This is a genomic window from Moorena bouillonii PNG, from assembly GCF_001942495.1.
Classification (GTDB): Bacteria; Cyanobacteriota; Cyanobacteriia; order Cyanobacteriales; family Coleofasciculaceae; genus Moorena; species Moorena bouillonii.
In genome coordinates this window covers 7,519,758-7,541,644 of sequence record NZ_MKZS01000001.1, presented here as the reverse complement: position 1 = coordinate 7,541,644, position 21,887 = coordinate 7,519,758, and the positions used below count along the sequence as shown (strand labels likewise).

The following is a 21,887-nucleotide window of genomic DNA, read 5'->3' as shown; positions in this document are numbered from 1 at the left end:
AAATTCTGGCTGCTAGCGTGGCTGAGTCATAGGGCGGCGTAGTCGAGTGGCGAAACTAGATCTGGGTAATGAATATTCTCCAATAGCTCACCAATCGTCTCCCTGTGGCACTTAGCCCAATTTTCTCTGGCTTTGTGCGCTTTATAACTGGCCTTGTGCTTTCAAGTTTTGGATCATTTTACAGTGATTTTATCACTCGATTCCAATGTCAATTACCCTAACTGAGATAAAGCATAAAATGATTTACTTGTAAACTAACTTATCAACTAAATTTAGATAGATGGGTTTGCCCTGATTCCCTACCTGAATCCTATCGAAAATTTTCCCTAGATATGGCAGGCAGCATGGTTTTGGATGCTTTGCCTTAGAATGAAAAAAAAATCCGGATCAAACTTGACAAAATCTATTTTTTGTGTTTCAATAATTGAGGATAAATAAATTGACGATAGAAAAATCAATGAAAACAAAGATTAATCTCCTACTAGTCTTTCTATAAGTTATCTGTTTTTTTATAGATAACCCAGCATTTGCTAATGCATGTTATTAAGTTTTGTCCGTAATTAATTCTCCTAATATGTCTCCTAATATGGTTGCATATATAAGAGATTTATGTAATTTTTTCAGTTTAGTCTATAATCTTTTTGGACTGAAAAAATACCATTTGATCAGAGGTAAATAAAGTAAATTATGTGTGGAATCGTCGCTATTGTTGATTCAAATTCAACATCGCTTCAAAATGAAGATCAAGTTCGTGTAATGCTGTCAAAAATCAGACATCGTGGCGATGAAACTAACTTTGCTGAATTGAGTTCAGTAGGTCATTCTACTCTTGGATGTAATCGGTTAGCTATCGTAGATAGAGCACATGGGCGTCAGCCATTGATAGGGAACAATGGAAGTATATATGCTGTCCAGAATGGTGAAATATACAATTATCTAGAGCTTCGTGATCAATTAACTGCTAAAGGGTACCAATTCATAACAGAATGTGACACAGAAGTCCTGGTGCATGGCTATCAGGAGTGGGGAGAGAAATTAGTAGAACATCTGGATGGGATGTTTGCCTTTGTGGTTTACGATAGCGTAAGTAATACGTTTTTTGCTGCTAGAGACCATATAGGTATTAAGCCGCTTTATTACTTACAAAAAGGCGATGCTTATTATTTTGCATCTGAAATCAAGTGCCTGATACAATTAGGTAACGATATTCAAGTACTGCAACCAGGTCATTTCATTGTTAATGGCAAGACTAAACAGTATTTTAAATTATCAAAAGAATCTATAGAGTACAATGATGAAACCTCAATAATTGCTCATTTCAAAGAGCTGTTTGTGAATTCTGTCAAAAAAATGGTGCAGACAGATTTACCAATTGGCATGATTTTTAGTGGTGGAATTGACAGTGCAGCAGTGCTTAGTATTGCTCGGCAATATCACAATAACATTACAGCATTTACCATTGGTTTCCCAGGTTCCCCTGATGTAGAAATAGCTAAGCGATACTGTGAAGAAAATAAGATTGACCATAAAGTTCAATATCTTAATATTGACGATTTGATTTGCAATGTTACTAATATTGTTTCCATTTGCGAAACATTTGAAACCATCGATGTTATGGATGCCTCCCTTATGTATTTCGCTTACAAAATGGCGAAAAATGCAGGCATCAAAATTATTCTCATCGGAGATGGAAGTGATGAGGTTTTAGCCGGTTATGATTTCTTTAAAACTTCTCCCGATCCTGAATACTTAATGACCTATCGTCTGGGCAATTTGTACCGCACAGATCTACAACGATCAGATCGATGCAGTATGATTCACTCCGTTGAAGCACGTCCACCATTCATGGACAAAGAATTTCTGCGTTTTGCGTATAATGTCCCGTTTGAGCTTAAACTACGTAATGGTATTGAAAAGTGGATATTACGAGAGGCAATGGCAGATTATTTGCCAGATTATATTAGGCTCAGGAAGAAGGTTCGATTACCAGAAGGTTCTGGTCTCCTATCTCAATTATTAGATTTTGTTCGTAGTCAGACCTCAGCGGTAGAACAAAAAATATTATCCAGATTAAAAATAGACTCTACCGATGGTGCATACCTATTGGAGGAATATTTGAAAGCTGGATTTCCGATTCCCCATGAGCGATACAAAAAGCCAAATTTAGATTTTTCATCTAATGGTTATTTTGAATGGAGTTCGGACTCAAAACAACTAACTAAAATTAGTTGAGTTGTTGACAGATAAAAGCTTAATCTAAAAACAGAAGATTAAGAGCGTTAAAACCTCATTTTTAGTTGCAACAAGGATAAAACTTACTTATGTCAATGCAAGCTTTACCTGAAGTTAACGTACTCAAGCTAACCGCACAGGAGTATGTCAACATACACACCTACATATATGAAATTCCAATTCCCAATACCGCTACTGTATTTCTAGCAATCAATCGGGAATCCGTTGATAGTCCTGAGGTACTAGTACATCCAGATAACAGCGGCACTAGTGATCCAAAAAACTTAAAAGCAGTATTAAATTGTAACTCCTCCTATGGCGGTACCCGTGCAGAGCCTCCGGTGGAGGGAGACTACGAGCAAAGCCGTTTGAATGCCCTTGAGTCTTTGTTAAAGCTTTCATTTTATGAAAGTCATACTAAACATAAATATCTTAGTAAGACAAATGAAAAGGGTGCTTTAGATGAATTAATTTCACCTGAAAGTAAAATAAAAAATTACTTGAAGGCACAAAATGAAGCACAAAAAGATATTCCTGAAGGATATGATTTTTCTCGGGATTTTCTAAAACTTGAATTTCGAGGTGGACGGGCTATCATACTATCAGAAAATTTAGACATACATGAGATTATTGTCGATGCCAGCCATCCAAAAGCCTATGAAGTGTATTCTTCTATCTTCAAGGAGGTAGGAAAATTCCTCAATGGTCAAACAGGAGCAACAAAAATCGATTTTAAAGGGAATGTTGTAGAAGAAGACAGTTTCATTCCAGCCGGTGCACTATTCATTACACCTGATTTTGGTCCGAATAAAAGGTTAGCTGATTATCTTCATGAGCATACACCTCAAGTTTTGGGTGTTGATGCCTCTGTTGGTGGAGGTGGAGGTAAAGCAGCCTACACAGTCAGTGGATTTTTTGGAGCCTTTGATGCAGCTAGTGAGCAAGGATTATTTAATGCTGACGATGAAAATCTTCCCATCTCACTAATCGGTGCAGCAGGTGCAATGGGTTCAGATACAGCTAAACGACTGGCAGAAAAGGGTTTTAAAAATGTATTAGTCTCAGATATAGCCTATGACTACACCAAACCTGTAGAGACAGATTCTACCACAGGAGAAAAACTGGTTCCCATCTTGGAAAGCGAACGATACCGTATGAATGGTGAAGCATTCCAAAGAATTCCCTCCAGTTGGGGTGTGGCTTTAGCAGAGCCAGGAAAGTTTACTGATGAAGCATTGGGTAAAAATGGTGAACCGAGGGTAATTATTGCTATGACTTTCGGTAAAGCCCTAAAGCATTCCAATCTTGATGCTATTCCATACAATTCCACTGTGCTTCTATCAGAAAATTGGGCAATTCCTCCTGGAGATGAAGGATTGGAAATCATGAAAGCTCTCAAAGACAGGGGTATTATGGCATTGCAAGGTCAAGCAATAACTCCCGGTGGAGCAGGAAATTCTAAAGTGGAAATATTTTTCAGAGCCACAGAAAATGGAGGCATCACCAAGGCAATGGAAAATGAACAGACACCTACTTATCATAAACGTCTAGGACATGAAATTGTGTACAGACAAGTAAAGCAAGGTGCCAGTGATTTGCTGACTTTGGCGAAGGAAAGGGATATCACCACAATAGAAGCTCTAGCTGAATATACTAACCTACCTGTACTGGCACGAAACTTTGTATTGCAAAAGTTTCTCTAATAACTAGCTAAATTTTTAGGGATTCAGGTATCTCAACTCCAGCCAAAAAGAGATTTCAGAATTACTGAAATTTAATAGATCGAAAATTTTGGCCAGTTGAGAAGGAAAGAATTAGGGGTTCAGTCAATGCTTTGAATAACTCCGAGAGCGATCGCAAGCGATCAATCTCGGAGAATTTGTTAGAGTTAGGTGAGTGCTTTTTTACTCAAATTAAATATAAAAATATGACTTTTAGCTATGTTTATTGAGATTAGTAAGGAAAATCGCGCTAAAGCACTGGTTTTTGGTGCCATTTTAATAAAACTTATGTTGTGGGGATCCGCATTTCCTGCCATTCGGGTTTCCCTGGCTGGATACAGTCCTGCCGGAGTCGGTTTTCTAAGATATCTAGTCGCATCTCTGGTTCTGCTTGTGTATGCCCTAATCAGCCGAATGCCAATGCCCGAACTAGAAGATTTGCCGCTAATTTCCTTTTGTGGTTTTATCGGTATCGCGCTTTACAATTTCATGCTCAATACAGGTGAGCTTACTGTTACGGCTGGTGTCTCAAGCTTTATTAACTCGACGCAAGTAGGCGTTATCGCAATTTTGGCAGTACTATTCTTAAACGAACAACTTAAAAAAATAGGTTGGATTGGTATTGCGTTGTGTATTGTGGGTGTTGGTATTATGTCCTTCACTGAAGGCAATATGTCCTTCACTGAAGGCGATGTTTTTCACCTATCGATAGGAGTATTATTCGTTTTTATTTCGACCGTCTCAACCAGCTTGTATTCAGTGCTACAAAAACCACTGCTACAGAAATACACTGTAATTCAATTTATAACCTATGCAATTTGGGCAGGAGCAATCTGTTTATTCTTCTTGGCACCTCGTGCCGTGTTGTCAGTTACTAATGCACCGTTGAATTCAACTTTAGCAATCGTTTATCTGGCTCTATTCCCAGGTATTTTGGCTTACGTTGCATGGTCTTATGTATTGTCTAAGCTTCCAGCCTCACAAGCAGGCAGTTATTTAGCTTTGATTCCTGTAGCCGCGACGTTTATTGCTTGGTTGTGGTTACACGAAGTCCCCACAGCATTATCCTTACTTGGCGGTGCGATAGTCTTCTGTGGTATTACGCTTATTAATCGAAGTAAGCAAGTTTCAGATTAAGTAAATGCTCACCGCAATCGGCATATACTTTAAACGGTCATAATCTGAGGTTTTTGACACTCCCCACGATTAGAAATCGGGGGATTCTTGGTTCAACGTTCGCGTAGCGTGGCCTACGGCCTTGGTTACTTGCTCTTCCAGGCCGGAACCAAGAAGAGTAGAGGTATCCTCTCCCCAAGCGTTTAAAATAGTTCCGGTGTGCCGGAAACGAAACCTTAGTAGAGGGTCGCCTTAGTTAATAAGTTTTGACCCTTTTTCTCATAGCCAGTCCCCTGTAAAGGCGACCCTCTACTTACGGTAACTTCAAACCCCACCGTACTTAAGGCTTTTGTGAGAATATTTTTGGCGGCGTTGTGGTCGCGGTCTAACTGACACCCACATTTGCAGGAGTGTGTTCGAGTTGATAATGACTTTTTGACTACTTCACCACAGTTGGAACAGTTTTGGCTTGTGTAGGCAGGATTCACTGCAACAGTTATCCTGCCAAACTTTTGACCAAAATATTCCAACCATTCACGAAACTGGTACCAACCTGCATCATTAATAGACTTGGCCAGACAGTGGTTTTTAATTAAGTTTTTAACCCTCAAATCTTGCCTTACGGCACGCTTCGCGAACATAGGCGACCAGATCGTTAGACCGGATTACGCAACGTGCCGGAGACGAAACCTTAGAAGAGTGCAGCCTTACAACAAAATCTGTCACCTTTGATGCATAGCCTACCAACTTGCTTTGGCTGCACTCTTCTTACGGTAACTTCGTTCCCAGTCTCTTGGCATGTTCAAGACGTTGCCTACTTACTTTAAGGTGAGTCCTGCCTAGCCTATTAATGGCTTTCTTTCGGTTAGCAGAGCCTTTCTTTTTTCGAGAAACCCGACGTTGATAGAACTTTAGACGCTTTTCGCCTTTTCGATAAAACCGAGGTGATGGTTCCCGATATCCATTGGAATCAGTATAGAAATCTTTTAGTCCAACGTCTAGACCAATAATCTTACCTGTTGTCTCAACAGTTTCAGAATTATCTACTTTTACACAGAACTGAACATAGTATCCATCCGCCCGACTTACTATGCGAACCCTTTTAATTAGTTTTACATCAAAACGCCATAAGTCCCATGTTCCTTTGAGCTTGAGCTTCCCAATTCCTTTTTTGTCGGTAAAGTTGACTGACTTTTTGTCTGGACATAACTTCCATCCACTAGTCTTGTATTCCACCGAGCGAGAAGATTTCTTGAATCTAGGGTAACCTTTCTTCCCAGGGATTTTCTTTTTACAGTTATCAGAAAAGCTATGAATTGCTCGCTCTACGTTTTCAACAGACGCTTGACAAGCATGACTGTTTAAATCCTCGACAAACTTGAACTCAGCTCTTAAATCAGTGTTGTAACGGTAAAGCTCTTTCTTGCCGACTCCTTTATTGTCCATCCAGTAGCGTAATACTTTGTTTCGGACAAATCGTGATGTCCGGATCGCCTCGTCTATCGCTAATTTTTGGGCTTTATTAGTTACGGCCTTGAACTCCATTACAAGCACTCTTTTAATCACCTCCTTTTTTTGTCGATCTGCTTTCTATTGTAGACTACAATTTTAAATCCATCCAAAGTTCCTGATTGAATTGAAAGTTTTTCCCAAAAGGATTCGCGTTGCTCAGTTCGTTTATGTGAGGGGTAAGGCTAACCCCATATCTAAACGCTTAGGCTTGCGCCTTACCCCTCACACTCCCCGATTTTTCGGTCAAAAACCTGAAACCTCAGTAATAAATCTAACTCTTGTTTATACTTGACATGTGCCGACTCAATACTCCCCTAGAGTTAGCTGAATCCCACCCAGTTGAAAACGCAAGTTGTTGCCGTGCAAAGTATCGTATAGAGGAGATTAGGCGCTCATTCGACATTATGTGCGCCTAATCTCCTCTATAGCAGTCCTAAATGATTCGTAAAAAGAACTCTGGCTTAATTAAGCGTTTATTCCCTATATTTTTATGTCAAAAACATCATACTTATGAAGTTTATTAAACTCAAAAACGTAAGTATTTAGCCGTGAGCCTTGGGCAAAGGCCACGGTACGCGAATGGCTCACGCTTCGCGAACAGCTGTCAACCTAACGCTAATCAACGGGAAGTAGTCAACAACCTTACGGGCTGGTAAAGCTAGTTGAAAATTCCTGATCGTTTTACTCATCCGACCCGGTTCATTTAAAGCGCATGATAGCTAATAGCTAATAGCTGATAGCTTACACTCAATCTTCCTAGAAGATTAGTATTTATAATATTTTTAAAGAAGCCATAGGAGTCAATCTATGAGCTTATTCGCCACCGACCGTGTACTTGTACCCATTGATTTTTCTGAAACCTCCTTTGAGGCTTTAGAAAAAACAATAGAATTTGTCAAGGATGCATCTCATATATACGTTATCCATGTCCTACCTCCTCTCAACCCTGCTGAACCGGGAGTGATGTGGCGTACAGTAGATAACCAGACTCGTAAATCCCATGTGGAAAAGGTACTTTCTGACAGATTCAAGGAACCTCAATACGAAGGAATCCATGTCCACATCACCATCGGAAATCCTGCCTCAAACATCATCGACTACGGCAGGGAACAAGCCATAGACCTGATTGTAATCCCATCTCATGGCTATACGGGTCTGAAACGATTTGTTTTGGGGTCAGTAGCTGAGCGAGTCGTTCGATTTGCCCATTGTCCAGTGCTTGTCTTGCGACGGTAAGTCTGACAGTGATTAAATTTTTTTAATTTGCTTTGGGGCATTCTGGGGAAAATATAGAAAATAGATTTAATATCTGTCTATATTGAAAACTCTACCTTTGAATCATAATGAAGTGCTATCTTGCAGCTGCCATTCAAATGACTAGCTCCCCTGACCTAGAACAAAACCTAGTCCAGGCAGAAGAACTGATCGACCTAGCCGTGGGTCGTGGTGCTGAATTGATTAGCTTACCAGAAAACTTTTCTTTTCTTGGTACAGAGGAAGACAAAATTACCCACGCTGATGCGATCGCAGAGCGAAGTGAACAATTCCTCAAAACTATGGCGCAACGGTTCCAGGTCACGATCCTTGGTGGTGGCTTTCCGGTACCAGTGGGTACTAGTAAAGTCTACAATACTGCCCTACTCATTGGTGCGAGTGGCAATGAACTAGCTCGCTACCATAAAGCTCATCTATTTGATGTTAACCTCCCTGATGGCAATACCTATCGAGAATCAGAGACAGTTAAGGCTGGAACTGAACTACCCAAGGTCTACCCGTCCCCAGAATTCGGCAATTTGGGACTCTCTGTCTGTTATGATGTTCGATTCTCGGAACTCTACCGACACTTATCCCAGAATGGAGCGGATGTATTGTTTGTCCCTGCTGCCTTCACCGCCTACACTGGCAAAGACCATTGGCAAGTTCTGCTCCAAGCTAGAGCCATAGAAAACACCTGCTATGTGATTGCCCCAGCCCAAACTGGTCGTCACTATGCCATGCGCTACACCCATGGTCATGCGATGATAGTGGACCCTTGGGGGGTAATCTTGGCAGATGCAGGAGACACACCAGGAGTTGCGATCGCAGAAATTGATCCAAACCGTCTCCAACAAGTCCGCCAACAGATGCCTTGTCTAGAACACAGAGTCTTTGCTTGATTAGTTATCAGTCTTAATTAACCTGAGTTCTCGATAAAGTTGGTTATGTCGAACTCAGGTCATAACTAAAAACTAACTACTAATGAGTGGCAACAGCCACAGCAGATTGAGGCCAACGCCCTACGGCTTCACCAATGACCGCCATTTCTTTCACCAACTCGTCAAACCGCTCCGGTGTCAAGGATTGTGGTCCATCAGACAGGGCTTTAGCGGGGTTGGGGTGAACTTCTATCATCAACGAGTCAGTTCCAGCTGCGATCGCAGCTTTTGCCATAGCTGGAACATAATCAGACTTGCCTGTGCCGTGACTGGGGTCAATCATGATCGGCAAGTGAGTTAGGGTGCGCAAGACTGGCACTATTGAAAGATCTAAGGTATTCCGGCTGTATTTACGGTCAAATGTCCGAATTCCCCGTTCACAAAGAATCACATTAGAATTGCCCGCTGCTAGGATATATTCAGCAGCCATCAACCACTCATCAATAGTTGCTGACATCCCCCGCTTCAGGAGTACTGGCTTATCTTGAGCCCCCACTTTTTTCAGTAGAGCGAAATTCTGCATATTACGGGCACCCACTTGCAGAACATCCGCTACCCTACCAATTTTATCCACATCAGCCGTGTCCATCACTTCGGTAATGATGCCCAAGCCACTTGCTTCCCGTGCCTTGGCTAGCAAATCCAAGGCACTTTCGCCATGACCCTGGAACGAATAGGGCGATGTCCGGGGTTTGTAGGCACCTCCCCGCAAGAACTTGGCTCCTGATGCCTTAACCCTGCGTGCTGTGTCCACGATCATCTCCTCGTTTTCCACGGAGCACGGACCCGCAACAATCACCAAGGGATGGTGTTCACCGAAGACCACTGGCCCATCCGGCGTTGGCACTAATACCTCACTGGCTTCCCCATGACGATACTCACGGCTAGCCCGTTTAAACGGTTGCTCTACCCGCAGTACCTGTTCTATCCAGGGACTAATTTCCTGAATTTGTAGGGGGTCTAAAGAAGCGGTGTCACCGACTAGACCCAACACCACTTTATGCTTACCAACAATTTTTTCTGGAGTCAGCCCCCATTGGCTCAGTTCCTGGCTAAGGCGAGTAACCTCGACTTCTGGAGAGCCTACCTTCATGACTACTATCATAAAAAAATCCTCGTGAGTTTATAAACCCCGTGTCTAATGACCGGGGAGGAAAAACGAGCCGACTAAGAGCCGATTAATTTGTTGTAGATCTAAACAAAGATAATTCTAAGGCTGAAACCCAAGATTTCCCTTAGAGTGTGTCATACAACTAGATTCTTAACAGCTTAGGGACTTTAGCCCCAGTCTGGGAATGTGGGTGGTAGATGGTCGAGTTACTCCCTTTTACTCCCTTTGCTGTTGACAGAGTGCTTTATTATTCTATAAAACACTTTCTGGCTCTATATATGCCTTTTTGACTTATATTTATATTTCAATAATCGCTCTGGTCTGCTTGAACCAAAATTTTGAGCAAATTACCCTTGTATAATCTTGGATTTAGGCGGAAGAACGGAAAAAATATAACTAATCAATATAACAATATGTTAATTAACATAACAAATCCCTTGCCCAGGTTAGTTAGGAAGCGAAAAAGTGCTTCCTACCTGGTGACCTTATCCCCAAACCGAGACCATAAGCTCCCCAAAGGGTTAACTCTTTATCTTAGCAGCACGCCATGCTGATGTCAATCTGCCTAGGTTAGTGGTGAACTCTTGCCAACCAAAAAAGGTTCCTGGTGTATCTTCCTCCCACGAAGCAGAAAGAACACCATAGCTCAACCCGAACACACCTAGACCAAAGCATCCCATACTCACCAGAATCACTGCCACATGGGGTAACTCTACCCCAACCTGTGTGATCAATAAATAGCTAACCACAAATGTAGCTATCCCTAAGAAACTGGGAATACCACACATTAGAGCCATCCGACGCACCATCCGTTTACTGACCACATCGGGGATTGCCATTGAGTCATTTGAGGCAGCCGTTGGCTTATCTTGCTTCTTATCTTGCTTCTTATCTTGCTTGACAGTAGTTTGACTGGGTTTTTCCTTTGGAGTAGCTTGGGGATTTGTTGATGAATTTTGGGCTTTAGGGTTCTTTTTGCGCTTTTGACGTGGTTCAAAAGGCAATCGCTCCCGTGACGGTTCAGTAGACATACACTCTTTTACACTAGGGTCCGTTCAACTAGGGTCTAACCCCGAATACCTAAGCGCTCAATCAAGTTTTTATACCGTTGTTGATCGTCTTGACGAATATAGCTAAGTAAGCGCTTGCGGCGACCGATCATCTTTAATAATCCCCGTCTAGACGAGTAATCTTTTTTGTGGCTTTGTAGATGGAGACTCAATGTATTGATACGCTCAGTCAGGATAGCCACTTGCACCTCTGCCGAACCAGTGTCAGTTTCATGAACCTGGTAGCCATTAATAATTTCAGTTTTACGTTCTTGAGTTAGACTCATCGATAAAGTTTAAATAGTATAAGTCAACAGTTTTCTATTCTATCACCATCAAGAAGGGATTCAATTCCCCGAGCGCCGCCTATCTAACCACTGTTGTAGGATGATAGCAGCAGCGTGACGGTCAATCAGTCCTTTATTGTGGGTAAGCGATCGCTTACTCGCCTTGAGTCGCGATTCAGCCTCCCAAGAGGTAAGCCGTTCATCGATATACTCTAGCGGCAGCTGAAGTGCTGTGGCTAATCGCCTAGCCAATTTTTGCACCTTTCGTGCCTGGAAACCCAGGGTTCCATCCATCGAATAAGGTAAACCTACCACCAGTACCTGCACTTCTCTGGTTTCAACTAACTCTCGCAGTTGGTCAACATCCCGTTGAAAGGAGGTACGCTCAATGGTAGTTAAACCCGTAGCAATCAAACCCGTCCCATCACAACCCGCCACACCAATACGTTTGCTTCCCAAATCCAATCCCAGTGCTGAAATTCTTTCCATCGTTTAAGCTCCTATCCGATAAATTTACAGTCACAGAGCTAATTTGGGAAATGGCACATTAGGTATGAAGCTTTCTTACATTAGCTATAACCCAACTTGGGTACTCTAACTACTTCTGTGGTGAAGATTTAACCGATACCCTCTCCTCTTGAGAGACTACACTTTTAGACTGAGAAACCCCAATAGAGACCTTTTTACCCTTAGCACGGTGTTTCTTCGATGGGGATTGTGACCAGGATATGCGGCTGGGGATTGGGGTTCGGGCTGGCTGTAGCCCCTGAAGCACATCCGATAACTCAAACGTAACAGACTTGGTTTCCCGCAACTTATGCCAGACGGAACGGGACATCAGTAGAGTGTGCTCAATCCGTTCTGCTCCGAGCTCAGCTAGATATTCTTCGTGCTCCGCTTCATAGTCAGCCGTTACCAGATGTAGGGATTGGGAAGGAAGTTTTTGGGCAATCCGTGCTATTTGAGACAGTAACTCTGGATATAGGTAATTGTAGGCTGGATGAACTGTTAACTCAGCTGAGTTGGTACGGTTACCATCACGGCACAGTCGCAGCCGAAAATAGCCAACAGCGACTTTACGCTGTGGTTCAAATACATAGGCACTGATCACTTCATTATGATTTAGCCACTGCCACAGTGAATCAATGATTTTCCGTGACATACTGGTTTGAAAATCCTGGATATGGCGGTCAAAAACCTTACGCACTATTGGTGGCATTGATGCCGTATCCAGCTGATAGAGCAACTGAGCATCTGCGTTACTGACAGGCAACAGGTTCGGCAAATCTGGTTCACGAACCGCCAATTTTTCCAGCAGTGTTGGCTCAATCACCCAGTAGGTCATCTGAGCTAGGGGTTGGAATCCGTTTTGCCGATACAGAGCCAGTGAACTTTTATGATTGATATTGACTTCCAATAACCAAGTTCGCGCTTGCCAAATTTTTTCAAAGCAATGGCGCAACAGAGCCGAGCCAATGTCTCTAGTTGTCAGGGTGTTACTCACTCTAAGAGTGTTGGCATCAACTAACACCTGCTCCACCCGCCAAGTACTACGGGTGTGATTAAATGGGGAAATTTTGATCAGTCCGCGCAGCTTTTGGAGTTGCTCAGCCACATAGATACAAAAGCTGTACTGGTAGGGGTTGGGAAACCAACTCAAAAACTTCAGCAACCAATACCAGCGTCTAACGTGCTTAAGTGGCTGTGGGACAAATGATGGGCAGATCTTACTCTGGCCATCAGTTGCCTGTTGCACTAGCTGCTCTATTGCTGCCAAATCATGGTATTGAAATGGGCGGATCAAGTTCTTCGGGTTTTCCGAGACAGGTGAAGTCATTTTGGGTACGGATGCCATGAAGCTGCTCGCTCTGTTTGACCCATGTTCTTGCGCTGTAACCTACATTTGCAAGACTAGGGTTACTGCCAATATATTAGCTATTTTCCCATCATCCCAGTTGTGATAAGACATATGAGTAATATCAAGTTGTTTTCATGGGGTTTAATGCACCAGTGGGACTGTTGAGTGTTGATTGTTAATCCTTAACAGTCAGTCAAGGGTCAACACTCAACATAGTCTCAACATAGGTAAGCTATCAGCTATCAGCTATCAGCTATCAGCTATCAGCTATCAGCCATCAGCCTATGCGCTACTTGAGATGCTACTTGAGGTGCTATCAGCCATCAGCCTGTGGCCACGATACTTGAGGTGCGAACAGCTTTTGAATCAAATAAGCTGACCGCTGACCGCTGACCACTGACTGCTGAATGCTTACCAACATAGTCTCAACGTAGTATAGTTAGTGCTTATCTAGCGCTTAGTCTTGTAAGGCTTAGTCTTCATCCATTATATTCCCTTTGTCTACCCGTTCTAACTGCCACAGAATTTGATTACCTTCACGCCTGACCCTGGACACAACCCAGTTGCGCCAAGACCAGTGGTTACCCCGACTAGTGACAGCGCTGGCGTTCACATCCATTAAATCCGCCAGTTCAGAACTACTAATCAGGTAGCCTTGGCTGGCAATTTCATCCGCGATGTGTAGAGTTTCTACCAGATTACGCAGTTGAGCAACTCTCACCTCACGGGGTAATTCGTCAGTTGTACTAACAGAAGAAGAAATAGCTGATTCCATAATTAAAACAGAAGATATATATCGATGAGGTAGAAATGCTCGATTATATAGTTTAGGTAAAGTAACCCATCAGTAGTATAGGAGTCTGATATCCCTGTTACTATCTTTGGTGAAAGATTACCACCGAATATAAAGGTTGAACAAACCCCTGTCTCCAGCAATCCCTAACAAGACCCCCATCTGTCTTGCCTAAAATTAAAACACTATTAGTCAAACACTACTAGACCAATCCGGTAAGCCCCCCACAGCACAAAGTCGTGAGCTACGAACCCCTACATCACAAATATCGTCCCCAGAGATTTGCGGATTTAGTGGGGCAAGATGCGATCGCAAAAACCCTAACCAATGCCATCGAGAGTGAGCGCATTGCCCCTGCCTATTTGTTTACTGGCCCTAGAGGTACGGGCAAAACCTCTTCGGCACGGATTTTAGCTAAGTCTCTCAACTGTCTCAAGACTAATTTGCCAACTCCATTGCCTTGTGGGGAATGTCAAGTCTGCCGTGAGATCGCTGCTGGTTTAGCCTTGGATGTGACTGAGATGGACGCAGCTAGTCATACCGGTGTAGATAATATCAGAGAAATCATTGAACGGGCTCAATTTGCCCCAGTCCAGTGCCGCTACAAAGTGTATGTGATCGATGAATGCCATATGCTTAGTACCGCAGCCTTCAACTCCCTTCTCAAAACCCTGGAAGAACCGCCGGAGCGGGTAGTCTTTATCTTGGCTACCACAGACCCTCAACGGGTATTACCCACCATTATTTCCCGCTGCCAACGTTTTGATTTTCGCCGCATTCCCCTAGAGGCAATGGTGTCTCATTTGAAGGCTATTGCAGTTAAGGAAAATATCGCTATTACACCAGATGCCTTAACCGTAGTGGCACAAGTGGCTCAAGGGGGGCTCAGGGATGCAGAAAGTTTGCTAGATCAACTGAGTTTGTTAGATGAACAGGTCACAGTAGAGCAGGTTTGGGATTTAGTAGGGGCAGTACCTGAACAAGACTTACTGGCATTGCTAAACGCGATCGCATCTTCTGAACCGGTAGCAGTACTAGAACAATGTGGCTATCTGATCGATAGAGGTCGAGAACCCCTAGTTATCCTACAAAATCTGGCTAGCTTCTACCGAGATTTGTTAATTGCTAAAACTGCTCCTGCTCGTAATAATTTATCAGCCATCACCCTCCCAACCTGGCAGAAGCTGTGTGAGTTAGCTATACAGTTGGATTTGGAGAGTATTTTACGTGGTCAACAGCATCTAAAAGACAGTGAACTTCAGATCAAAAACACTACCCAGCCCCGTCTGTGGTTAGAAGTAACTCTAATGGGGTTATTGCCAGGGGCTCTTGCCTCTGAATCCCTAGAAACCTCACAGTTATCCCCTAAAAATCCATCAGTCAAACCCTCAGCACCTGCGGTGAAACCTAGGCACCAGCCTAACCTAGCACCAGTTGGGAGACATCAGCCCAGAAAAGAGCAATACAATCAACCAACCTCTGGCCGAGATCAGACTACTCCTAAACCAGAGCATCCAAGTAAACAAGCTCAGAAACCCAAGACTCAGCAGCAAACTGACGAGCCTAAGCCTCCAGAAAGGTTAGGGTTTCAACCACACCCAGACACCTCTAGTAATGGCATACCCAAAACCCCTGATTTAGTCTCAACCTCAACACCGAATCAGGCGGTTGACCATAGCGCTAGGGTTGAGCGAGATAGGGAGGTTAGCAACCAGCCCTACCAAATCGAGCAGGTTTGGCAACAGGTCATTCATAATATTGAACTGGATGGCTCTAGAGAAATACTGCGTAGCAACGGCTGTTTATTAGCTTTCAATGGCCGAGAGGCATCTATTGGCATCAAAAAGAAGGGTGTACAAAAGCTCATACAAGGAATGTTGCCCCAAATTCAAAAGGCATTTGCCAAAGTCCATCCAGGTCATGTGAAAGTTAATTTCCAACTAGTAGGAGCAAACCCGTCCCAGACCGCTCCTCAATCCAGAGTGACCCTACCAGCAGTACCAACTCAGAAATTACCTGCACCAATCACTACCCCAGAAGCACCACAGGAATCTTTAAACAGCAAGAGGGATTCAAAGGGGGATTCAATCGAGGCCAAAATAGTTGTGCCACCTAGCACCAGTGACTCTTCAAAGCCAGCGGTAAACCCATCCCCCCAACCATCCCAGCCAGAAAACCTTGCCCCTCCTAGCAATTCTGAAACATCTGAAGCAGCGGAGACTGTATTATCGAGCCCAGTATTATCGAGTCCAGCATTATCGAGCCCAGCATTATCGAGCCCAGCATTATCGAGCCCAGCATTATCGAGCCCAGCCTATGATTTCCCTGACTTAGACTGGAATGCTGATCAAATAGAGCAAGCTTTAGGGAAAATTAAAGATTGTTTTGGCGGAGAAATTATTGATTTAAATGATGAGCTGAGTAATAATGAAGTCATGCCCAAAGAGCCATTAGTAGAGTCGTTTGTCAAGGATACTCAGGGTACCTTTGACCAAGAGCAACCCGAATCACCAGTAGCCGAAAATCAACCTGATCCAAGACCCTTTTCTAGAAAGATTCAGAACAAGCCCCAACAGTTAAAATATGATGAAGATGGTGAACTATCTTTTTAAAAGAAGAAATTTTTGAGATGTAAACCTGTATGGTCTTTTTTTATTGGACAATAAAACTGAGGATATCTTTCCCCTATTGCCTATTGCCTATTGCCTATTGCCTATTGCCTATTGCCCCAATTCCTGTGTTTACAACCCAGAGAAAAATCCTATAGGCGAGGCAAAATTTCTGGTAATAGCTGACCTGGAACTTTAGAAAGGGCAAAGCTTTGTCCCGCAGGACCATTTTCCCGAGAGAATGCCCGAATGGTGTGGATCAGGTAGTTCAGAGAAATTTGGTAGGTTTCGGGTTGATCAACTGTACCCATAGAAGCTTGCACATGTTGGTGTAGGGCAGCTTCTAAATGAGTTAACTTAGACCCTTTGGTTAACGAAAATTGTGGCTGTGTGGCTAGCTGGAAATTCACTAGCCCCAAGTTGTTGTAGGTAGCTATAATATCAAAGTTAACTGGTACAGGTGATCTGTTCTGGTTACGGACTTGGTCAGAGGGGTGTGGTTGATGTCCTGCGATCGCAAGAGCATTTTCATAAGCTCTCATACACTTCTTAAGGTATTCTGCTCTTGCCCCATATTCCTCCTTGAACTGGTCGCCTAAGTGCCAGTAGGCGGTACCTAGGTTATTCTGTGTCGCAGCACAGCCAGCTGGGTCAACCTCCGATTTCCGGTATTTGAGAGCATCTTGATAGGCATATATGGCTAGCTTCAACCAGACTGTTGGTTGTTCGTGCTGGGCAAGACTCCAGTAAGTCGTACCCAGGTTATTTTGAATCATTGCCCAATTCTGAGGATTGGCTGTGGTGTCATGATGAGAGATTGCTTCTTGGTAGGCTGCGATCGCTTTCTTTAAATTAGGCACTGGTGATTGATGTTGGGCTAGATTCCAGTAAGCCGTTCCTAAGTTATTTTGGGTTGAAGCATATTTAACCAAGTCATGGTCAGCACCGCCATAGCCCAAAGCTTCTTCATAGGCGCAAATAGAATTTTCCAGATTTTTAGCTAAATCTTGGTACTGGGCTAATTCTCCATAAGCTGTTCCCAAATTATTCTGTATCATGCTAAAAATTTCCGGAGATTGTTCCGCTAAAAAGTCAGTTACTGCTACTTGATAGCATTTAATGGCTTGCTCTAAATAAGAGACCATCAGGTTGTCATTGTTCGGACAACGAGATAGCATCCAGTAGAAATTTCCCACATCATTAAGGATAGCGGATTCTTCGATAGGTGTGAATTTTGACCATTGCAGCGCCTGCTCATAAGCCTGGATTGCGATCACTAAGTTTTCCTCAGAGGCATCTCCCTGTTCAATCAGGTAGCGATAATGATTGCCCAATTCAAGATAGGTTTGGCCTGTAGATGGTTTTTGAGTTCCAGGTTGCAAGTTATTTGGTTCAGAGTTATCTTGTGGTGTTTCAGTTTCAGTTGTCGGTGGCAGGTTATTTAGTTTTAAGTTATCTTGTGGTGCTTCACTGTGATTTTCAAGTCGCACATTCTTTGATTGAAAGTTATCGTTTGAAGCTTCAACATTAAAACTTTCAACTGTCAACACATCCTCTTGCCCTGGTAATTTATCCACATCTTCCTGACCAGGATCGATTACTGTTGTTGAAGGGGGTAATGTGTAGGAAGCCTCTGGTGTATCAGTCACCCGTTGGGATAGGGGTGTTGGTTCTCCTTCAAACTCAAAGAAACCAGTGTGCTGTTGCCAAAATTCTGGTACCGACTGCTGAATGGAATAAAACCAAGGTCGTGGCAACCAGAGCAAGAAAGTCAGTTCCCAGTAGCTGAGATTATTCCCAATTGACTGTAAATGCCTGAGAAACAATCGTTGCAGTGTTGCCGGTTGCCGTGTTAAGTTTTCTATACCCAGAATCTGAAATCCCGGTATACTCTCAGAAGTGTAAGATTCCTCATGGTCGGTTAACCATTGACTAATCTGAGCTACGGGATTGGGTTCGCTCAGATTTAAATTCAAGCTGACCAACTTTGGGTAACCTTGGTGGTTCCTTGACCCGTTTGCTGCAGATAAGCCTAACTCTCGGTATAGTTGATCTGCTAGGTGGTTGCGCAGATTCAGGTCATCACACACTGCCAAAAAAAGCTGGCGGCGCAGACCAATGCTCAAAGCGAGTTTCAAACGTTGATAGGTTTGCCGATTCCAACTGGAAATTTCTTGATTTGAGGCAATGTCCGTTACTATCATGCTGGCATAGGTGTCAGAGCAAAGGGATTACATATCAACCTTTTCCTGCTTTTGTTACCTAAGTCAGGATTGAACTTGAATATTCTGTGATCATGGCTTAATTTATCACTACTTAGCACTCAGGATGATTTTAAGGGAAGTATTGTTTAAGTATCATTACAAAATAAATTACCTCCTCCTATTCTCGATAATGCTTACAAAATCAGGATTTTGATTTTGTAAAACCGGTAATTATTTTTGTGTGAATAATTACAAATTACTTAGGATTGCTATATCCGTATTTATAACGATTTTTGAAAAAAATACTCTATAAAAATCAGTAATTTTAACTATAGCTATTCCTAAAATTTTAGTCAACAATAGATTAAAGTATATCGCTGGTTACTAAATTATCGTAAGCAATCAGCAATCAGCAATCAGCAATCAGCCGTCAGCCTTCAGCGGTCAGCCGTTGGCCTTTGGCACCTCAAGTAGCACCTCAAGTAGCCCATAAGCTAAATGCTTACTTTTATATTAATTAGTTACACATATTTTTACCTATTTACTATTCCCGATTTCCGATTCCCGATTCCCGATTCCCAATTCTAACTTCTAACTTCTAACTTCTAAATTCTAACTTCTAAATTCTAAATTCTAAATTCTAAATTCTAACTTCCCGATTCCCGATTCCCAATTCCCGATTCCCGATTCCCTGTTGCCTAGAAATGATTAAACTCAATCAACATTTAATATCCTATTTAGGTAGCTGCGCCTTATCTGCACTGGTGCTGTTTCCAGGATTAGCTAAAGCTCAGGTTCAAGTTTCTCCTTTAGTTATTGAAGAAGAAGCAGAACGAGGTCAAGCCAAAGGTATCATCAACGTCACCAATCGCAGTAATAAGGCGTTTCGAGCCCGTGTCTATGCGACACCTTTCACCTACGATGAAAATGGGTTTGAAGCATTGGAATCTAGCTCTAATGATTTAACCCCTTATCTACAATTTTCCCCTCGTGAGTTGGTAGTAGAACCAGGAGTAACTCGCCGCATCCGAATGATTTCCCGCTTTCCTCCTAGTATGGATAAAGGGGAATATCGGGCAGTGATTTTTACCGAAAATCTGGCACATTCCCAGAATAACCGTGGTGGTGTCAGTATGGGCATCGTACCTCGCGTTGGTGTAACTGTCTATGTACGTCATGGAGATATTTCTCCCAAGTTGACCGTAGAGGAAGCAAGCTTTGATCACAAGAGTAAGCAGATTCTGTTACAGGTTAGCAACAGTGGCAATGCCTCTGCACGTCCCAAGGTGGAGTGGACCCTGAAACAGGGAAGCACGACGGTCACCACTGGCAAACAAAACGAATGGACAGTTATTGCTGGGGGAGAACGGAAAATTTCTATAGGATATCCTAGTGATGCCAAGCAACTGACAGCTGGACAATACCAATTGACTGGAACCTTGCTTTGGGGCGAAGAAGAGAATCGACAAAGTGTGCCTTTTAGTATTAATCTGACTGTTCCCACCAGCACCACTGCTCAGAGTAATTAACCTGAGGGCGTTGCTTAATAATGGAATGATTTTAAGAGTTTTGTGGAACAGGCATCTTGCCTGTTCCCTGGTCTGTGTTCGGGTGCATCTCCTTTTTGCTGCATTGCTTGCCTGTTCCTTGAGGAGTAGGTAGAATTAACCCCGTCTCTTACTGGCTGGTATCTCACCGTAAAGCGCAAAAAATCAACGCAACCAACCTTGTTCTTACCAAAAATATTGGGTTTAAAGCCCCGTCCTTCTAGGACGGCTTTTTTTTTGGCTCTAACTTGACAGCTTTATATAAAGTTGCTAGTATAAAAATGTATCGTTTGCGTAGCGTCAGCTTGGCCGTAGGCCACGCCAAAGGCTAACGCCGAAGGAGGTCGAATTCGGTGATTATTTTAGAGTTTAAAGCCAAAGGCAAAGAGTCCCAATATTCAGCGATAGACGAAGCGATCCGGGCAGTCCAATTTATTCGGAATAGCTGCATCCGTTTGTGGTTAGATAACAAGGGAACAGGGAAAAGCGACCTTAGTAGATATTCCAAAATCCTTGCTAAGGAGTTCCCTTTTGCTAATGAACTTAACTCTACTGCCCGTCAGGCTGCGTCTGAGAGGGCATGGTCATCGATCGTCCGATTCTACGATAACTGCAAGAAAAAAGTCCCAGGCAAAAAAGGTTTTCCTAAGTTTCAGAAACGTGCTCGTTCTGTCGAGTACAAGAAATCAGGGTGGAAATTATCCCCTGACAAAAAATCGATAACGTTCACGGACAAGAAAGGAATCGGAAAGCTCAAACTTAAAGGTACCTGGGACTTGTGGCGTTTTGACAAAAAACAAATCAACCGGGTTCGGATAGTTAAACGAGCTGACGGGTACTATGTTCAATTCTGCGTTGCAGTTAACGCAAAAGAGGAGATAGACTCAACAGGTAAAACCATTGGCCTGGATGTAGGACTTAAGGAGTTTTATACAGATTCTGATGGTCATTCTGAACCTAACCCTAGGTTTTACAGGAAAAATGAAAAACGATTAAAGTTTTATCAACGCCGGGTCTCCCGGAAAAATAAAGGCTCATCCAACCGTAGAAAAGCGGTTAATAGATTAGGCAGGCAACACCTTAAAATAAGTAGGCAGCGTGAAGAACATGCAAAGAGACTTGCACGTTGCGTAATCCGATCTAACGATTTGGTCGCCTACGAAGATTTAAGAGTTAAAAACCTAGTAAAAAATCATTGCCTTGCTAAATCTATCAATGACGCTGGTTGGTATCAATTCAGGAAATGGTTGGAGCATTTTGGAGCTAAATTCGGTCGGATAACTGTTGCTGTTAATCCTGCCTACACTAGCCAAAACTGCTCTAATTGTGGTGAAGTCGTCAAAAAGTCCCTATCTACTAGAACTCATACCTGTAAATGTGGTTGTGAGCTAGACAGGGATCATAACGCCGCCATCAATATCCGAAATAGAGCCATAAGTACAACGGGGCACGTTGGAACTTGGGTTATAAACCCGTTCGCGTAGCGTCGGGTTCCCCGAAACGCTTCAGGAGATTTAGCCTCTACTCTTTCTGGTTCCGGCCTGATTGAGCAAGTTGAGTCGTTGAGTGAAGAATCCCCGCTCATAAGCGGGCGGGGAGTGTCAATCGCTAGTCCATTTTAACACGAAAGCCCTTGATAAATCCCGGAACGCT

General features: G+C 43.0%; 15 protein-coding genes and 2 pseudogenes. 9 read left to right on the top strand and 8 right to left on the bottom strand.

The features are described 5' to 3' along the window. Positions 1 to 687: 687 nt before the first annotated feature. The 3 genes from BJP37_RS30755 (at position 688) to BJP37_RS30745 (ending at position 5,090) form a co-directional block, all read left to right on the top strand. Positions 688 to 2,232 carry an asparagine synthetase B family protein gene (locus BJP37_RS30755; RefSeq protein WP_075904632.1) on the top strand — a complete coding sequence of 515 codons (1,545 nt, stop codon included), beginning with the start codon at positions 688 to 690 and terminating at the stop codon, positions 2,230 to 2,232. Between the two features lie 89 nt (positions 2,233 to 2,321). After that, on the top strand, positions 2,322 to 3,935 hold the full coding sequence (locus tag BJP37_RS30750) for a hypothetical protein (RefSeq protein WP_143727874.1): 1,614 nt from the start codon (positions 2,322 to 2,324) through the stop codon (positions 3,933 to 3,935). A 237-nt stretch (positions 3,936 to 4,172) separates the two neighbouring features. Next, a complete protein-coding gene (locus BJP37_RS30745) occupies positions 4,173 to 5,090 on the top strand; it encodes a DMT family transporter (protein WP_081431387.1) in 918 nt (305 codons plus the stop codon). 215 nt (positions 5,091 to 5,305) lie between these two features. Here the strand turns inward: BJP37_RS30745 and BJP37_RS30735 are convergent. Beyond that, positions 5,306 to 6,623: pseudogene (locus BJP37_RS30735) on the bottom strand (RNA-guided endonuclease InsQ/TnpB family protein). A gap of 765 nt (positions 6,624 to 7,388) precedes the next feature. On the opposite strand from BJP37_RS30735, the gene BJP37_RS30730 reads away from it, so the two are divergent. Together BJP37_RS30730 and BJP37_RS30725 are read left to right on the top strand one after the other, a co-directional pair. Next, positions 7,389 to 7,817, top strand: coding sequence for a universal stress protein (locus BJP37_RS30730; RefSeq protein WP_075904626.1), 429 nt, complete (start codon positions 7,389 to 7,391; stop codon positions 7,815 to 7,817). A gap of 107 nt (positions 7,818 to 7,924) precedes the next feature. Further along, positions 7,925 to 8,737, top strand: a complete 813-nt coding sequence (locus BJP37_RS30725; RefSeq protein WP_075904624.1) for a carbon-nitrogen hydrolase family protein — start codon at positions 7,925 to 7,927, stop codon at positions 8,735 to 8,737. 79 nt (positions 8,738 to 8,816) lie between these two features. Here BJP37_RS30725 and aroF read toward each other — a convergent pair whose 3' ends face one another. The 5 genes from aroF to BJP37_RS30700 all read right to left on the bottom strand — a co-directional run bounded on the left by aroF (position 8,817) and on the right by BJP37_RS30700 (position 13,060). Next, positions 8,817 to 9,881 (bottom strand): 3-deoxy-7-phosphoheptulonate synthase, encoded by a 1,065-nt coding sequence (gene aroF, locus BJP37_RS30720; protein WP_075904622.1) that lies wholly within the window; start codon positions 9,879 to 9,881, stop codon positions 8,817 to 8,819. A gap of 527 nt (positions 9,882 to 10,408) precedes the next feature. Further along, the gene (locus BJP37_RS30715; protein ID WP_075904620.1) at positions 10,409 to 10,918 is read right to left on the bottom strand and encodes a PAM68 family protein; all 510 of its coding nucleotides are present in this window, start codon (positions 10,916 to 10,918) and stop codon (positions 10,409 to 10,411) included. Positions 10,919 to 10,953: 35 nt separating this feature from the next. After that, positions 10,954 to 11,223, bottom strand: a complete 270-nt coding sequence (gene rpsO / locus BJP37_RS30710; protein ID WP_070395791.1) for a 30S ribosomal protein S15 — start codon at positions 11,221 to 11,223, stop codon at positions 10,954 to 10,956. 60 nt (positions 11,224 to 11,283) lie between these two features. After that, the gene (gene ruvX, locus BJP37_RS30705; RefSeq protein WP_075904618.1) at positions 11,284 to 11,712 is read right to left on the bottom strand and encodes a Holliday junction resolvase RuvX; all 429 of its coding nucleotides are present in this window, start codon (positions 11,710 to 11,712) and stop codon (positions 11,284 to 11,286) included. Between the two features lie 109 nt (positions 11,713 to 11,821). Then, complete coding sequence (locus BJP37_RS30700) at positions 11,822 to 13,060, bottom strand: GNAT family N-acetyltransferase (protein ID WP_075906625.1); 1,239 nt, start codon at positions 13,058 to 13,060, stop codon at positions 11,822 to 11,824. A 193-nt stretch (positions 13,061 to 13,253) separates the two neighbouring features. On the opposite strand from BJP37_RS30700, the gene BJP37_RS42035 reads away from it, so the two are divergent. Beyond that, entirely contained in the window at positions 13,254 to 13,460 is a 207-nt protein-coding gene (locus BJP37_RS42035; RefSeq protein ID WP_075904616.1) for a hypothetical protein, read from the top strand. A 93-nt stretch (positions 13,461 to 13,553) separates the two neighbouring features. Here BJP37_RS42035 and BJP37_RS30690 read toward each other — a convergent pair whose 3' ends face one another. Further along, entirely contained in the window at positions 13,554 to 13,856 is a 303-nt protein-coding gene (locus tag BJP37_RS30690; protein ID WP_008188499.1) for a hypothetical protein, read from the bottom strand. Positions 13,857 to 14,113: 257 nt separating this feature from the next. Between BJP37_RS30690 and BJP37_RS35060 the strand changes: the two genes are divergently transcribed. After that, positions 14,114 to 16,486, top strand: a complete 2,373-nt coding sequence (locus BJP37_RS35060) for a DNA polymerase III subunit gamma/tau (protein WP_081431385.1) — start codon at positions 14,114 to 14,116, stop codon at positions 16,484 to 16,486. A 149-nt stretch (positions 16,487 to 16,635) separates the two neighbouring features. On the opposite strand, the gene BJP37_RS30680 is transcribed toward BJP37_RS35060, so the two are convergent. Beyond that, the gene (locus BJP37_RS30680) at positions 16,636 to 18,687 is read right to left on the bottom strand and encodes a tetratricopeptide repeat protein (protein ID WP_075904614.1); all 2,052 of its coding nucleotides are present in this window, start codon (positions 18,685 to 18,687) and stop codon (positions 16,636 to 16,638) included. 704 nt (positions 18,688 to 19,391) lie between these two features. Here BJP37_RS30680 and BJP37_RS30675 point away from each other — a divergent pair. Then, a complete protein-coding gene (locus BJP37_RS30675) occupies positions 19,392 to 20,216 on the top strand; it encodes a fimbrial biogenesis chaperone (protein WP_075904611.1) in 825 nt (274 codons plus the stop codon). Between the two features lie 371 nt (positions 20,217 to 20,587). Continuing rightward, positions 20,588 to 21,856, top strand: a pseudogene (locus tag BJP37_RS30670) (RNA-guided endonuclease InsQ/TnpB family protein). Positions 21,857 to 21,887 lie beyond the last annotated feature (31 nt).